The organism is Paenibacillus sp. J22P165, assembly GCF_059692015.1.
This window is the reverse complement of the sequence record NZ_JCAUAP010000012.1, coordinates 178168-193585: the sequence shown is the minus strand read 5'-3', so window position 1 is coordinate 193585 and position 15418 is coordinate 178168. Positions and strand designations below refer to the sequence as shown.

General features: G+C 40.8%; 12 protein-coding genes. 9 read left to right on the top strand and 3 right to left on the bottom strand.

Annotated features, from left to right (window positions below; genetic code table 11):
• Window positions 1-354: IS110 family transposase (locus AC58QM_RS28165; protein ID WP_497288108.1), on the bottom strand; the 354-nt coding region annotated here is incomplete at its 3' end.
• A gap of 740 nt (window positions 355-1094) precedes the next feature.
• Here AC58QM_RS28165 and AC58QM_RS28160 point away from each other — a divergent pair.
• Together AC58QM_RS28160 and AC58QM_RS28155 are read left to right on the top strand one after the other, a co-directional pair.
• Window positions 1095-1532 (top strand): hypothetical protein, encoded by a 438-nt coding sequence (locus AC58QM_RS28160; protein WP_497288107.1) that lies wholly within the window; start codon window positions 1095-1097, stop codon window positions 1530-1532.
• A gap of 199 nt (window positions 1533-1731) precedes the next feature.
• Complete coding sequence (locus AC58QM_RS28155; RefSeq protein ID WP_497288106.1) at window positions 1732-2133, top strand: hypothetical protein; 402 nt, start codon at window positions 1732-1734, stop codon at window positions 2131-2133.
• Window positions 2134-2757: 624 nt separating this feature from the next.
• Here the strand turns inward: AC58QM_RS28155 and AC58QM_RS28150 are convergent.
• Complete coding sequence (locus tag AC58QM_RS28150) at window positions 2758-3171, bottom strand: helix-turn-helix transcriptional regulator (RefSeq protein WP_497288105.1); 414 nt, start codon at window positions 3169-3171, stop codon at window positions 2758-2760.
• A gap of 212 nt (window positions 3172-3383) precedes the next feature.
• On the opposite strand from AC58QM_RS28150, the gene AC58QM_RS28145 reads away from it, so the two are divergent.
• The 6 genes from AC58QM_RS28145 to AC58QM_RS28120 all read left to right on the top strand — a co-directional run bounded on the left by AC58QM_RS28145 (window position 3384) and on the right by AC58QM_RS28120 (window position 14511).
• Complete coding sequence (locus tag AC58QM_RS28145; RefSeq protein WP_497288104.1) at window positions 3384-6989, top strand: polysaccharide lyase family 8 super-sandwich domain-containing protein; 3606 nt, start codon at window positions 3384-3386, stop codon at window positions 6987-6989.
• A gap of 289 nt (window positions 6990-7278) precedes the next feature.
• Window positions 7279-8904 carry a type 2 periplasmic-binding domain-containing protein gene (locus AC58QM_RS28140; RefSeq protein ID WP_497288103.1) on the top strand — a complete coding sequence of 542 codons (1626 nt, stop codon included), beginning with the start codon at window positions 7279-7281 and terminating at the stop codon, window positions 8902-8904.
• A gap of 61 nt (window positions 8905-8965) precedes the next feature.
• Window positions 8966-9883, top strand: a complete 918-nt coding sequence (locus AC58QM_RS28135) for an ABC transporter permease (RefSeq protein WP_497288102.1) — start codon at window positions 8966-8968, stop codon at window positions 9881-9883.
• Window positions 9884-9895: 12 nt separating this feature from the next.
• Window positions 9896-10774, top strand: a complete 879-nt coding sequence (locus AC58QM_RS28130; RefSeq protein ID WP_497288101.1) for a carbohydrate ABC transporter permease — start codon at window positions 9896-9898, stop codon at window positions 10772-10774.
• 106 nt (window positions 10775-10880) lie between these two features.
• Complete coding sequence (locus AC58QM_RS28125) at window positions 10881-13157, top strand: helix-turn-helix domain-containing protein (RefSeq protein WP_497288100.1); 2277 nt, start codon at window positions 10881-10883, stop codon at window positions 13155-13157.
• 100 nt (window positions 13158-13257) lie between these two features.
• Window positions 13258-14511: an alpha-L-fucosidase gene (locus tag AC58QM_RS28120; RefSeq protein WP_497288099.1), complete on the top strand. Its 1254-nt coding sequence runs from the start codon at window positions 13258-13260 to the stop codon at window positions 14509-14511.
• Between the two features lie 136 nt (window positions 14512-14647).
• Here the strand turns inward: AC58QM_RS28120 and AC58QM_RS28115 are convergent, their stop codons facing one another.
• Complete coding sequence (locus AC58QM_RS28115; RefSeq protein WP_497288098.1) at window positions 14648-14767, bottom strand: LysR family transcriptional regulator; 120 nt, start codon at window positions 14765-14767, stop codon at window positions 14648-14650.
• A gap of 208 nt (window positions 14768-14975) precedes the next feature.
• Between AC58QM_RS28115 and AC58QM_RS28110 the strand changes: the two genes are divergently transcribed.
• Window positions 14976-15188, top strand: coding sequence for a cupin domain-containing protein (locus tag AC58QM_RS28110; RefSeq protein ID WP_497288097.1), 213 nt, complete (start codon window positions 14976-14978; stop codon window positions 15186-15188).
• Window positions 15189-15418 lie beyond the last annotated feature (230 nt).

The window sequence follows — 15418 nt, the reverse complement described above, 5'->3', positions numbered from 1 at the left end:
CTTGTAAAAGAATTCGCATAAGGCATAGGCATCAATGGCATCTGTTTTTACTTTACGTAAGCTCGAAGATTTTTTAGATTGATAAGACAGAATAGGGTTAACAACAATGTACAAGTAGTTCTGATCATCTAAAAACTGTGTGACTGGAGCATTGTAATGGCCCGTAGCCTCTAAAATAACCATTGGTTTTTGTCCAGTCGTGGTTTCAAGATCCTTTAAAAGCTGATGGAAAATCTGCAATCCCTCTTGTGTGTGAATGATCGTAAAACTCTTACCGTAGGGCTTTCCTTTATCCAAGAAGGCTTGGCCCTGACTTTCTCTTTTTGCAATATCCAGTCCAATTACTGGATTCATACTTCAATCCCTCCTAATATTAAATTTGCCGGCAGCCCCTAGTCCTTCTTGCAGTGTCATAGCTTCGCTTGTTATTCGAGATCGTTGTCTCAACCAGCCTCAAACATGTTTCTACAAGTAGGGGGTGAACAGTTTAGCGGACGGGATCGCGGTCCCACGGGCAGAGACGTTCGCCCCCGGCTACCGTTACTAAACCTCTAAAAACAAAAGAGGTCAACCAGTAAAAACTGGTTAACCTCATAATACGAAAGGGCAGGATAGTTGAATAATGACATGGAGAGAAACATGAAATTTACCAAATTAATGTTTTAACCATGAACACACGTAGTATAACAGCTTTTATTTTTTCAATCATTGGATTATTTTTTAGTTTAAGTTTTCAGTCTTTTGCAATTTATCATAAAGATGGAACAAATGAATTAGAATGGTTCTGGCTTGGAGCCATTTTATCCTACTTGTTCACTCTGCTACCTCTTTTTCTTATTTTTAAAAATGTAAAGAAAATCATTTTAGATTATGGTTTGATAATATTAAGTTCATTTTTTATGTTTGCAACATTATTTTGACGACGATAATCCTTATACTTTGGCATGCAGGATTTTAAGCTAACGTAGGAACTTTAGTTCAACACATATCGAATTAGTTATAGTATGCATTCCACGTAAGAATTCTCATAATTAATCCAATTACGCTTTATTATAAAATTACTTAGAAATACAAATGAAAACACTGGAGATATAATGAAAATTGTGAATTTCCCTGCAATATTTTCTGTAATTTTACCGGGAACTGGTCAATTATATAATGGTCAAATTTTGAAATGGCTTAGGATTACAGTCCTTCAAATACTTCTCACTGGTCTTTTTCCTTTACTATTTAAATTAGTAGCAATGATATCAGGATTTCTATTTGCGTTAGGCTTACTTACCATTTTTTTGTTGCCATTTGCATTCATACCTATATTAATATTAATATTAATATTCGGATTTGTTATTGCTCCTAGATATTCAGCATATAAAGATGCTATTGATGTAGCTAATCAAACAATAAAATGGAGAAAATATTTTAATACTCAACAACAACTGATTATTGTTATCTTAGTGACAATAAATGAAATAATAATATTAATGTTCCTATTTAAATATTTCTGGGGGATTTCAGAACATTTGATACGGTAAGATACGACTAAGTAATTTCGCGAGCCTCAGCAGCGTTGAACTAACGTAAGAACGTTTGTTCAATACACAGTAACGGGAGGCTGCCTGCCGGCACGATCGGCAGCCTTTCGCTCACCTAACGGGAGGTTAATGCAATAAGTATGTTGAGTAATGTAACTTTGTCTGTAAAGTAACGTCTATTCTTTTAGAGGTGAGAATTATGAATAAGAAGTTTTTCTTCGTTACATTGATTTTAATAATATTTGCAGGTTGTTCTTCAACCTCAAAAACCGAGAGCAGTAAAAATGAATTGGAGTACGGTAAAACTGTTCGTGTAACTTTAGCTTGGAATGACAATATTTACGAGTTGGTTACTGAGTCTCTACCGATAGATAAGATTGAGAAGGAAATTGGGGCAGTGAATAAACAAGTAAGTCCGTATCCAACCCATAATGGTGAGGTGGCTAGAAATACACCTGAAGGACCTATGATAATACGCAATGGTAGCGGCAAATTATACACAGTAAAAGGCGTAAATCAACAAGAACAAATAGCAATAGAACTCTCAAAAGATGAATACCAAAAATGCATCTTTTTCACTAAGGTAACTGTAGAACATTAATCTAACGAGTAACGTTTGTTGAATGGGAGCCTTATAAATGGTGAAATACTTCAGTTTTTTCACACCAAAGTAATTTCACATAATGTAATTATTGCTACTACAATTGATCCCCCAAGGAATTCGGGGGTGTTTTCATGCTTTCGTTTAAAACAATCTATTGGTTTTTTTTGTAATTAATTAATTACTAAACGGATATAATTGTAATATAGAGACAACGAAGTGATTGAATAATGTATAATATCACCACCAAAGCGGACTTAGTTGAAATCATACACTCCGCAATAGATCAAGAAAAATGGAACGCAGCAATTAAGCTTATTCAAATTCTACAAGTGATGGAAGAGAGCGGTCGATCCTCCATCCTAATAGAATTAAAAACACATACTACTTAATATTTTATTCATGGTTTGAATCTCTCAAGAAAAGACAGAGAGCCAAAGGCAGCTCCTTTTAGTAATGTACGCAATACGCAGATGAATAGACATAAGGACGGGTGAGGGTAAAGCATATTGATGTCCGACTTTCAGTTTAACTACTGTCACTATAATGCTGTACGAGACCACAATTAATAAAGAAGCGGTTTCGCTGCACATTGCAGCTGAAACCGCTTTGTTGTTCTAACATCTAATTTATTTGTATCGAATTCTTAAATTCCGTAAGTGTCATACCCGACCATTGTTTAAATAATTTGCTGAAATAGTAGGGGGCGATGTATCCTACGTTGAGGGCTACATCTTTAAACAGCAACCGCGGGTAATCTTTGATAAGCTGATTGGCATGATCCATCCGTATGTGGGTTAGCTGATCAATAGGGGACATGCCCTTTTTTCGGGAGTAAAGACGACTAAGGTACAATGAATTTAAATGATATCGTTCAGATAAAGAAGTTAAGGAGATATTTTCTGTGTAATGTTGATGTAAGTAATTTTCCAGATCGTCAACCCAGGATAGTTCCGTATCCGCTGATTCTGGAAAAAGCATAGAAACAATCTCGCACAAATTATTCTCCATCTCAGCTATGGATTCGGCTTGCCACACGACCGATTCTATCTCCTTTTCAAGGTCAGCAACGTTTCTTTGGGCAGTTATCGGGGATTGACGACTATCTCGAATATTTAGGTATGAATGCGCAACACCGAGCTCATTTTCGCAAAAATAAACGACTCGGAAAAAATTGCCGATTTACTAGAAAGCGTTTACAAACTATCTTAATAGCGAAAGCTAGTTTAAATAGAGGAGGGATTTTTAATATGTTAAAGTTGGATCGATCGGTTAATATTCTGTTTCTATGCTTGGTTGTCATGTTTGTTTCGACCCTCGGTGCTCATCCACAGACTGCGCAGGCAAGTGACGAATATGATGGATTGAGAGCCAAACTTCAACGATTGCTGCTTGGCGATGAGATGTACTCGCTGCCTGTTACTGATGTCATTCTCCAGACCAAAATTACTAAGATGGATAGCATGGTCTCCACATGTTCAGCTTCACAGGCTCCTTGCTCCAGTGGCAAAGGGTATTGGGATCTCATGAATCGCAGTGTGAGTCGCACGTATGTTTGGATCGACTTACCTTTTACGAGCACGGATAGCTTTACCAATTCCGGCGATATCTCTCTATCTTACGGACGTTTATATGCGATGATTACTACCCTTTATACACCAGGATCTACTTTTTATCAGAATGCTGCACTAAAAGCAGACGTGATTAGTGCACTCGATTGGCTGTATGTACAGAAATATAATACAACGGTTACGACGTATGGTAACTGGTTTCACTGGCAGATTGGTGTGCCTCAATTGCTGACGAAGACGGTTATTCTAATGTATAACGACTTGACCTCCACACAAATTACCAATTATATGAATGCGGTGAATCGCTTTATTCCTACTGCAACCGCTCGAACGGTAAGCGGAAGTCCAGTTATGACAGGAGCGAATCTACTGGATCAAGCGATTGGGGTTGCTTATAGAGGCATTATCGTTAAAGAATCAGCCAAGATTACGAATGCTCGCGATTCACTTAGTAGTGTATTTAGCTATGTTGCTCCTTCGGCAGCATTGGGTACTTCGGCTCGTGACGGTTTCTATGCGGACGGCTCATTCATCCAGCACGCAACGATACCCTACATTGGTGGGTACGGAACTGCTCTGCTTAACGATGTTGGAATCCTGTTGTATATACTCAGCGGTTCAAGTTGGGATGTAACGGATCCTAATAAATGGCATGCTTACAAATGGGCGTTTGACTCCGTCGAGCCGTTTATATATAACGGGAATGTCATGGATATGGTCAGAGGGAGAAATATTGCGTTTGGTCCCTCGTTAGGTGTGAAGGATATGATCCCTGTTCTTACGGGAAAAGGACTGATTTCATCTATATGCTATTTATTAATCTCAGCTCCTGAGGATAATCAACTTATGGGGGCCGCGTACCCGGCGAATCCGAGGCAAGCGATTCAGAGCATGTTAAAAAATTGGATTACGTTAGATAGCAGCAACCAAATCATGACTACAGCATCCATCTATCAATACTTTCAGTTGAAAGCTATTATGAATGACACGGCGATTCCTTCCAGAGGAGAGAAATTCGGACAGTTCCAATACCCAAACCAAGATCGTGTCGTTCAATTACGGCCAGGATATGGTTACGGGATAAGTATGTCATCCAAGCGTGTAGACAAGTACGAATCTGGGAACAAAAATAACGTGAAAGGCTGGTATACCGGCGATGGAATGACGTATCTATATAATTCGGATACCGCTCAATACGATAACTATTGGCCTACGGTGAATCCATATCGTCTCCCGGGAACAACCATTGATACCCAGACACGAACCACCAGCAGCAACTGGTTGAATTATTTGAGTCCAAACACATGGACAGGCGGCTCGGAGCTTGTTGGTTTATACGGCGCGACAGGTATGGATTTGAAATCTCCCGGAGATATTGGTACCGGAGGAGCTATACTTACGCCGTCTAGCCTGACTGCAAAGAAGTCTTGGTTCACCTTCGACAATGAGATTGTTGCGCTAGGTGCAGGCATTACCAATTCAGGGCAGGTGGGTAATGGTTGGGATGGTAGTCTGCGTAAAGTAGAAACGATTGTTGAGAATCGGAAAATTGATGGGAGCAACGCACTGACAGTGAATGGAAATGCCCAATCGACTGCTTTGGGATGGTCGGCAGCATTAACAGGAACAAATTGGCTTCAATTACAGGGAAATACGAGTGGTGATAGCTCCAGTGTCGGCTATTATTTCCCAAGTAATACTACACTCCTTGCCAAGCGTGAAGTACGAACCGGAACATGGAACGAAATTAATCAGGCTACACCGAATGTATACACCGTTTTCGATACGGAGGATTCTTATGTCCGTCAAAATGAAGCCAATCATGGAACTGAATCAACATTGGTGGTGAAGAATGATTCAGGCGGTTATGCAAGGGAGAGCTATGTTAAGTTCGATGTGAGCTCTTTTGTACCGAATGGCGCTACATTCGATAGCGCTCAAATCACGTTGGTACCCGCTGCAATAGGTCCAACTTCTAATCCGATTCAGCATAAAGCAGAGTGGGTATCGGACAATTCATGGTCTGAATCAGGCTTACTATGGGCAAACAAGCCTAGTTCTGTTTCATTGAATCCGATTCAGGGATGGAGTGGCATGCAGGTTGGCATCCCGATTAACATTGATGTTACAAGTGCACTCCAAACAGCGCTGGCGAACAATCAGAACGTGTTTTCACTGCGGATTTACGCAACTTCTCCCTTTGATTCGAATAGTTGGGTCAACTACGCAAGTCGGGAACATGCAAACGCCACTTATCGTCCTAAGCTCGTATTAACGAATTACAAAGAGCCTATTACGGCCAATTATATGACCATGTGGCTGGATCACGGCACGAATCCAAGCAATGCCACTTATAGTTATGTAACCTTACCTAATGCTAGCAGTGCTCAAGTTCAGAGCTATGCGGCTAATCCGGATATTGTGATTTTGGAGAATACTTCGAGCGCGCAAGCCGTCAAAGAAAAGACTTTGAATATCGTTGGGGCTAACATTTGGACGGATGGCAGCAAAACAATTGGCGATGGGAACGGTGGAAGCCTTATAACCGTTAATAAGAAATCGTCCGTGATGGTCAAAGAAGAAGGAGGAACACTCGATTTATCCCTATCCGATCCAACCCAGGCGAATACAGGAATGATAGAAGTGGAATTGAATCGAAGTTATAGTAACGCGGCTTTTCTGGATAATGGCATAACCGTGACGCAATATAGTCCGACATTGAAGCTGTCTATTGACGTGAACGGCTCCTATGGGAAAACGTTCCACGCTCGATTCAACACAGCGATTCCTACGATCGTATCCGCTCATGATGACGCTTGGGTGCGGGATGGCAGTTATGCGAATACGAATTATAGTAGCACTAGCTATATGGAAGTAAAAAAAGATACCGCAGGTTATATCCGGAATGCTTTTTTGCAATTTGATCTTTCTGCCTACACAGACACCGTCTCGCAAGCGGCGATTATGATTTCTCCAACGGGAACGCCGGATACTGAGGTTGATCATCAGGCCAAAGTGGTGACGGAGCCTTGGAGTGAGAGCGCGTTGACGTGGAACAATAAGCCAGCATCGGGGCAGCTTATCGCACAGTGGAAAGTGCCAGCAGCTGGGAATAGCGTGTGGATTGATGTCACAGATCAAGTGAGGGATGCCTTATCCTCAACAAGCAAACAGGTGGGCATTGAGATTTCTTCCTTAACCAGCGGATCGAGCAGTTTTGTGAGCTACGCCACGAAAGAGAACGCTTCGGCTACGAGTAGACCTGTTTTACGAATTCTGCCTTAAACGATAGGATAGATGTCCTCGTTTTTCTGTGACATGCAGAAAAATGAGGGCTTTTCTTCATTCACAATACATATTGAATCGTCGATGATAAAATGATTGTGCCTGTTATTATAGCGTTTTCTCATTAAATGAGGATACGACAAAAAGAAGCGATGACAATTCTGAAGAAAACAATACGATTGAAAAATCGCCGATATACGATTTGGATAAACGTGATGTATGCTCCAATCACAGGACAAGTCCACTTCACCGTGGGAGTGTCAGATAACTAAAAAGGGGAAGTGTATCCATGAAAAGAAAATTACGTTCAACCGTTTTGCCAGTATTAGCATCCATTCTAGTACTATCGTTGGCAACTGCTTGCGGTAACTCAGGAGCAACGAAAGAGGCGGCAAGTAGTGTAGCTCCAGCAGCAACGTCATCAGTTTCTAAAGATCCAGTGAAGGTGACATTATGGACACCGCTAAATGGAAATGCATTGGCTGTAGTAAAGAGCATGAATGAAATGCCTATGGTGCAGGAATGGGCGAAGAAAACCAATGTAACGTTTGATTTTCAACATCCATCAGGTAGTACTACTTCGGATCACACGCAGCAGTATGGTGTCATGGTTGCTTCTAATAATCTGCCAGATTCTATGCTGTGGAATTGGAGTAATGTTCAGGGCGGAACTTCGAAAATGTTTAAAGATGGTACGATCATTAGACTAAATGAGTTAATTGAGAAGAATGCACCCAACTTGAAAAAGATTCTGGATGCTAATCCTCAGATTGCGAAGCAAATCAAGGCGGACAACGGTGATATTTATGTGCTGCCTCACTTGAGAGTAGGTCAATACGGCCAATTCAAAACGTTCTCCGGCATGATGATTCGTCAAGATTGGCTCGATGAGCTTGGATTGAAAGCTCCAGAAACAATGGACGATTGGGAAACGGTGCTTAAAGCGTTTAAGGAAAAGAAGGGTGCAATTCCTTTCACAATGAATAAAGGAAATACGATTTCAAATGTTGATTTTGCAGGCGCATTCGGTCTTCCGGGAATTAGCTTCTATGTAGATAATGGCAAAGTAAAGTACGGACCGATGCAACCAGAATATAAGCAATATCTAACAACAATGCAGAGATGGTATAAAGATGGCCTGATCGATCCGGATTTCGCATCCAATGATGGCAAAACGATGGATGCGAAAATAACTTCAGGCAAAGCAGGCGCATTCTTCGGTTACATTGGAGGAAGCCTAGGAACTTATATGCCATCCTTGCAGAAAATTGATCCAAAAGCGAAGCTTGCTGCCGTACAATATCCTGTATTGAAAAAAGGTGATGAGCCTAAATTCGTTCAAGCAGCTTGGGAATATGATAATGTAGGGACGGTTATTACAAGTGCAAATAAGCATGCTGCCGAAACCGTCAAAGCAATGGACTATTTATTTAGTGATGAAGGATCAATACTCAAAAACTTCGGTATAGAAGGTCAAACTTACAAGAAAGTAGACGGCCAGCCTAAGTACACAGATATGATTTTGAAAAACTCGGACAACTTGCCAATTCCTCAAGCGATGGCTAAATATTTTATTGCCAACTATTCCTTCACAGGTTTGGACGATGACCGTTACAATGAGCAATATTATCAACTACAAGAACAAAAAGATGCTGTGAATATCTATGCGAAGTATGCGAAAAATGCGTATAACGTGATGCTGCCTCCGGTAGTGCTTACACCTGAAGAAGCGAAGGAATCAGCAAAGATTATGAACGATGTATCGACCTTATTGAAAGAACAAGTTACCAAAACAATCATGGGCTCCTCAAAACTTGAAGATTATGAAAATACGCTAGAGCAAGTGAAAAAGATGAACATCGACCGTGCTGTAGAAATTAACCAAGCGGCACTGGATCGCTACAACAAACGTTAATTGAACGATGGATAGGGGAGGTAAGGCCTCCCCTTCTTATATAACAGTAAGGAGTGAGAACATGGCGAAGTCCATTCAGGTTCTAACAGCTGACTTGAGAAAAAATCGCGCAATCTACCTGATGGTACTGCCGGTTGCGCTGTATTTCTTTATTTTTAAATATTTTCCTATGTACGGCGCAGTTATTGCTTTCAAAGATTTCAGTCCCGCGAAAGGGATTTGGGCAAGTGATTGGGTAGGATTTCAGCATTTCACTGCTTTTTTCAAAAGCTACTATTTCGTTCGCGTACTTAAAAATACGTTTTTGATCAGCTTTTATAGCTTAATATTCGGTTTCCCTGCACCTATTATTCTCGCGATTCTTCTGAACGAACTTCGTCTGAAGCTGTTCAAATCAGTCGTACAAACGATTTCTTATTTGCCCCATTTCATCTCCATTGTCGTTATTGCGGGATTAATTATTGACTTTACGAACCGTGGTGGACTTGTGAACTCCATTATTATTTTCTTTGGCGGGCAGGACTCATCGTTATTGAATGCTGCTGACAATTTCCGAACGATTTTCATCAGTACTGGGATTTGGCAAGAGCTTGGTTGGTCGTCCATTATTTATTTGGCAGCTCTAAGTGGGATCAATCCAGAGTTATTCGAAGCTGCTCGTGTGGATGGGGCAGGAAGATTCCGACAAATTTGGAGCGTAACGCTTCCGGGAATTATACCAACGATTATGATATTGCTAATTCTTCGAATTGGCGGTTTGATGGAGGTAGGCTTCGAGAAAATTGTCCTACTTTATAATCCCAATACATATGAGACCGCAGATGTAATTTCGTCATTCGTGTATCGTGAAGGTCTTGCACAAGGAAATGATTATAGCTATACAACAGCCGTAGGGTTATTCCAATCGATGATTAATTTCATTTTACTTATTAGCGCAAACAGCTTATCCCGCAGATTCTCTGGGAGCCGGTTATGGTAGGAGGAACTTTACATGAAAGTAAGCGCATCTGAACGTTTATTCGATATCGGTAATATTATTTTAATGTTATTGCTTATCGTCTGTACGTTATACCCGTTCTATTATGTACTTATGGCTTCCGTTAGTGATTCGAATTTGCTTATCCAACATACAGGCCTGCTGTTAAAACCGCTTGGTTTTAATCTCAGTGCTTTCCAAAAGGTCATAGATAACCCGAATATCTTGACAGGTTATGGGAATACATTAATTATTCTAATTCTTGGAACAGCGATTAACCTATTTTTTACGACAATCGGAGCTTATGCACTTTCCAGAAAATTTGTACTTCGAAAGTTTTTGATGATTGGTATAGTCTTTACCATGTATTTTAGCGGCGGATTAATTCCTACCTATTTATTAATTAATAATTACTTGCATTTAGGGAATAGTCTGCTTGCGCTTATCATTCCCGTAGCAGTCAGTACATGGAATTTGATTATTATGCGAACATCATTCGAAGCAATCCCTGAAGGGTTGCTAGAGTCGGCGAAAATTGATGGTGCAAGCGAATATCGCATTTTGTTCCAGATTGTAGTGCCTCTGTCTATGCCAGTTGTTGCTGTAATGGTGCTTTACTATGGAGTTGCTCATTGGAATTCCTGGTTCAATGCAATGTTGTTTCTTCAAGATCGGGAGAAGTTTCCACTACAGCTCATTCTTAGGGAAATTCTCGTACAGAACAGTACAGATTCGATGACAACAGGAACAGGTAACACAAACGACACGCAAGCCATTGGAGAGAGTATTAAATACGCAACAATCATGGTGGCCACACTGCCAATATTGATCGTCTACCCCTTTTTGCAGAAATACTTTGTAAAAGGAGTTATGATCGGTGCTATCAAAGAATAACAACTGAAATCAATAAAAATGAAGATGAAACAAAAATTGTAGATGTACATGCGCTGATGAAGATGGGATAATACGACGTACAGCAAGAGTAAGGGAGGACTTCTTTGTGAAGCGGAGCGTATTTTTATTTTGGCTTTACTCGAATTTAACGATTCTGTGCATTCCCATCCTCATCACGATGTTAGTTCTTATTCAGTCTCAGCATTTATTGAGCTCAGAGGTTATCCGTTCCAATAAAGCGTTGCTCAATCAGGTTAAACAATCACTGGACAATCAATTCAAAGATATTAAACAGATGGGGCTGCAGCTTTCTCTGGATCCGAAGATTATAAAGTATGTTAATCATGCTGATTTTAACAATTCACAGGCGAAGACAGAGACATTAGATATCATCAACTCGCTAAGATCGTATGCGATATCGAATGGAAATATAAAAGAATTGTACGTGTATATGAAGAAACAGCGTTTCGGCGTGACAACCTCGACGATGAATCAAGCCGAGCTCCTTTTTCAATTACTCCACGAGAGTAAGGGGATAACAGTGAAACAATGGAGCGATTTAATTGAGCAACCCTATTTCGGGAATTTTCTTCAATTATCTCCAGTTGATATGGTCTACATGCAATCCTTGCCTATTCAGAATATGAACGAAGCACCAGCATCTCTTGTTGTCATGTTGAATACAGATCGATTGAAAGAAGCCATCTCGAATATTCAAATTGCCAAAGCAGGCACTGTGCTAATTCTCGATTCTACGAACAAACCGATTATGATTGCAGGTAAATCGGAGCATATATCCGATATCAATGTCGAGCAGATCACTTCTGCGGAAGGTTCGTTTAACCAGCAATGGAACAAGGAAGAAGTGACGGTATCTTACGTTACTTCGGTTGAAAATGAGTGGAAGTATGTATCCATCGTTCCAACGGAAATTTATTCTGCCAAGGTAAGTCAGCTGCGCAATTGGATTTATGCGGGTTTATTTTTGTGTATTTTTGTCGGGGGGCCAATGTCCATTTGGCTGACGCGGAGACATTATATGCCGATCCGTCGTATGGTAGATTTGGTTTCACCGAAGGTGAAACTGAATTTAGAAGGCATTGGAAATGAATTTTCATTGCTTCAATCCTTCATGTCAGAGAAAGAAGCTTTGCAAGATACGGCCGATCGAACTATTAAGATGCAGCAAAATGTACTGCGAAGCCATTTCTTGGCACGATTACTGAAAGGTAGAGTAGAAAGTGGTTCTGCGCTTGCTCAGTCCATGGAATCGTTTCACATGCGGTTCGAGACGAACCGATTTGCTGTATTGCTGTTTCATATCGGTGATTATGCTGCACTGTTTGCAGATAGCGGTCACCGCGATGCGGAGTCCAAATTGCAATACGTGTATTATATCGTAACGAACATCACTGAAGAGTTAATCGGACGAAAGCATACCGCATTCACGACCGAAGTGGATGGCATGATCGCTTTTCTAGTCAATGTACAAGGATTAGATGAAGTTCTTGCAAAACAGGATTTGATTGAGGCAGCCCAAGAGGCGCAGACCATCATGCAAGAGAAGTTTTACATTCAGCTGACGATAGGTATCAGCGATATCCATCCGTCCTTGGCGGGTATCCCGCATGGATTTGAGGAGGCCCTGGAGGCACTAGAATATAAATTCGTCATTGGTCCCAGTCAGATTATTACTTACGATCGGATCAAACGGCCGAAGAATGAATTATACTATCCGCTTGATATGGAGCGCCAGTTAATTAATCATATTAAAACGGGTCAGTACGAGGAGGCCATGGAGGCTGTCAGCGAGCTGATCGTTACGAATGTATCAGATGGTACGTTATCCCTTCAGCTTGGTAAGCTTCTTATGTTTGAGCTGATCGGCACGATCTTAAAGGCCATTGAGCATCTGGATCATGGTCCAAATGAGTTAGCTGTCGAGAAGCATGAGCTTATTAAACTGTTGACCCAGTGCGAGTCATTCGCGGAGATTGAAGATGAGATTTATACATTTTTGAAGACGGTGTGTGACTATGTTGACTCTAAGAAGAAGAGCCACAATACGACATTGAAAGATCAGGTGTTGAACTACATCGATGATCATTTGGCGGATATGGATTTGAGCTTAACGTCTCTATCTCTAAAATTCGAAGTGAATGCTCCGTATTTATCGCGATTCATCAAGGAACAGTCTGGGGAAACGTTTATGAATTACGTTAATAAACAGCGTGTCCAATTGTCCAAAAAGCTCATGCTGGAAACCGATGAAACGATAATAGAAATCACGCAAAAAGTTGGTTTCTCGAACAGCAATACCTTCATTCGTGTATTCAAAAGATATGAGGGGATTACGCCAGGGCAATTTAGAAAAGGTGAGTAATAAAGTGTTGGAGGAAATGAGGATGGCAATAACAGAGGTTATTACATTCAATTTTTTCAGAACTTGTGAAATTTGCAGAGATTAGAAAGGTAGTGCGAATATGCAGAGTGTTCAAAAAGTAATGCCTTTCGCAAGACAGCTTGCTTATCAGGACTGGGAATTCGGACTTTTTTTACATTTTGGATTGCGTACTTTTTATGAAGGTTATATCGATTTTGATGACAGGCCGATGATGCCATCAGCTTTCGACCCTAAGAATTTAGACTGCGAGCAGTGGATTCGCACAGCAAAAGAAGCTGGCATGAACTATGCCGTATTGACCGCGAAGCACCATGACGGGTTTTCCAATTGGCCATCCAGATATAGTGAATTCACCGTCGCTGCCTCTCCATGGAAAGAGGGGAAAGGAGATGTGATTCGCGAATTTGTGGATGCATGCCGGAAGTATGATGTGAAACCTGGCTTATATTACTCCCCATTCGACGGTTCGGCCAATTTTTATACACAAGATGCAAAAGCGTATGACGACTACTTCGTGAATCAAATAACCGAGCTGCTCACTGAATATGGCGAGATTGATATTCTTTGGTTTGACGGCTGTGGCTCCGAGGGGCATACGTATGACTGGAATCGGATTATCAGTGAAATACGACGCATGCAGCCCGAAATTCTAATTTTTAATATGGGTGATCCCGATTTCCGGTGGGTAGGTAACGAAGATGGCATTGCGCCGAGTCCATGCTGGAATGTAGTCGATTCAACTCATTTCTCTGTTCTAAACAACGAAAAAGAAAATTTGTCCGAGCTTCTTTGGATTCCTGCGGAATGCGACGTACAAATGCGATGTAACTGGTTTTACAGCGACAATGATGAGCATATGGTTAAAAGCGTCGATGAGCTAATGGGGCTTTACTATCATTCCATCGGCCGGGGAGCAAACTTGCTGCTGAACATCGGACCTGACCGCAAAGGACTATTACCATTAAAAGATACTGAGCAGCTGCTCCGTTTCGGTGAAGAAATCCACAGGCGCTTCGGGAATCCTATTGCAACGATTGCGCACTGTTCAAATGAGGAACGAAAATGGCTATATGAGCCGAAAGAAGCTCATTTACTGGACCACATTGTGATTCAAGAAAACTTGTTGAACGGCGAAATCGTATGCAGCTTTAGGATCTCGATTATAACTGCGAAATCCCGTAGTCCTGTCACCATCTATGAAGGAAATAACATAGGTCACAAAGCTATTATAAGGATTCCAACAGTTAAAGTGGCAGGGGTTATACTGGAGGTTACAGGGAGTGATGGTATTCCTGACATTCGGGAACTGTCTTTTTACTATGTAGGTTCTTGAAGCATTTAGGTTTAGGATGACCCCTTACAAAGTAAGGGTATTTCTTGTATCTTTTTACATGAAGCAGCAGAAGTAAAATTAATAAAATGTTTAGTATTTTCAATTGTTGCTCGAATGTTAAAAACAAATACTTGATTTATCTTAACCGATTTTGTTGGCTCACTGCCAATTGGGCGATATAGAGCTTATTCGCGGCTTCCGTAAAGCTTAAATATTCTGCAACCTTAATAAAATAGTCCAGCTGTCTTGTGTCCATACGTTAATCTGAATTCGTTATTTCTGTAATCAAAACAGTCTATTTCCCAATTATCGGTTTATGTATTATTGTATTGTTATTAGTTAAACGTTCATTTAAAATTATAATATGAAAGCGTTAACAAATTACAAAAGAATGAACGACTGCATTTGACAGCACCGATCCGCCTTTTGCTTTACAAGCATGGTTTGAATATAGGAGGGTATCTATGTCTTTTCAAATTAGCGCAAAATTGCCCAAGGAAAAAACGCCTTACATGGTGAAATCTGGTGAAGGGGAACGTTACGTGTTCGGCACCCAGATCGCTTCGATCATAGACACAAACGAGAGTACAGGCGATGTGCTCGAAATCGTTCAAATTACAAGGGGGAAGGGCGATCACTTCCCACCGCACTTGCATGTGAAAGTAAATCTAATCTAAATACACCGAGTGATGACTTACTCCAACAGGGTAAGTTTTTTCTTATTATGCAATATGCTGATCTGTGGAGAAGTGGTGTGAACTAACACCGTAATCGATTCACCTCGACAGTAGCCAAGAAGACCGTAGAAGCAATCGAGAAGCACCTGTATGAAGGAATCTCTAAAGTTATTATTTCTCTGGACTTCGAGAAGACGTATAGCGAGATGCTTGCCAAATGGGAAAGTGCT

What these genes read in the sequence shown, in the direction of transcription:
- AC58QM_RS28130 (WP_497288101.1), top strand. Translation starts at nt 9,896, where the DNA reads ATGAAAGTAAGCGCATCTGAACGTTTATTCGATATCGGTAATATTATT.
- AC58QM_RS28110 (WP_497288097.1), top strand. Translation starts at nt 14,976, where the DNA reads ATGTCTTTTCAAATTAGCGCAAAATTGCCCAAGGAAAAAACGCCTTAC.
- AC58QM_RS28155 (WP_497288106.1), top strand. Translation starts at nt 1,732, where the DNA reads ATGAATAAGAAGTTTTTCTTCGTTACATTGATTTTAATAATATTTGCA.
- AC58QM_RS28160 (WP_497288107.1), top strand. Translation starts at nt 1,095, where the DNA reads ATGAAAATTGTGAATTTCCCTGCAATATTTTCTGTAATTTTACCGGGA.
- AC58QM_RS28135 (WP_497288102.1), top strand. Translation starts at nt 8,966, where the DNA reads ATGGCGAAGTCCATTCAGGTTCTAACAGCTGACTTGAGAAAAAATCGC.
- AC58QM_RS28145 (WP_497288104.1), top strand. Translation starts at nt 3,384, where the DNA reads ATGTTAAAGTTGGATCGATCGGTTAATATTCTGTTTCTATGCTTGGTT.
- AC58QM_RS28120 (WP_497288099.1), top strand. Translation starts at nt 13,258, where the DNA reads ATGCAGAGTGTTCAAAAAGTAATGCCTTTCGCAAGACAGCTTGCTTAT.
- AC58QM_RS28140 (WP_497288103.1), top strand. Translation starts at nt 7,279, where the DNA reads ATGAAAAGAAAATTACGTTCAACCGTTTTGCCAGTATTAGCATCCATT.
- AC58QM_RS28115 (WP_497288098.1), bottom strand. Translation starts at nt 14,767, where the DNA reads ATGGACACAAGACAGCTGGACTATTTTATTAAGGTTGCAGAATATTTA.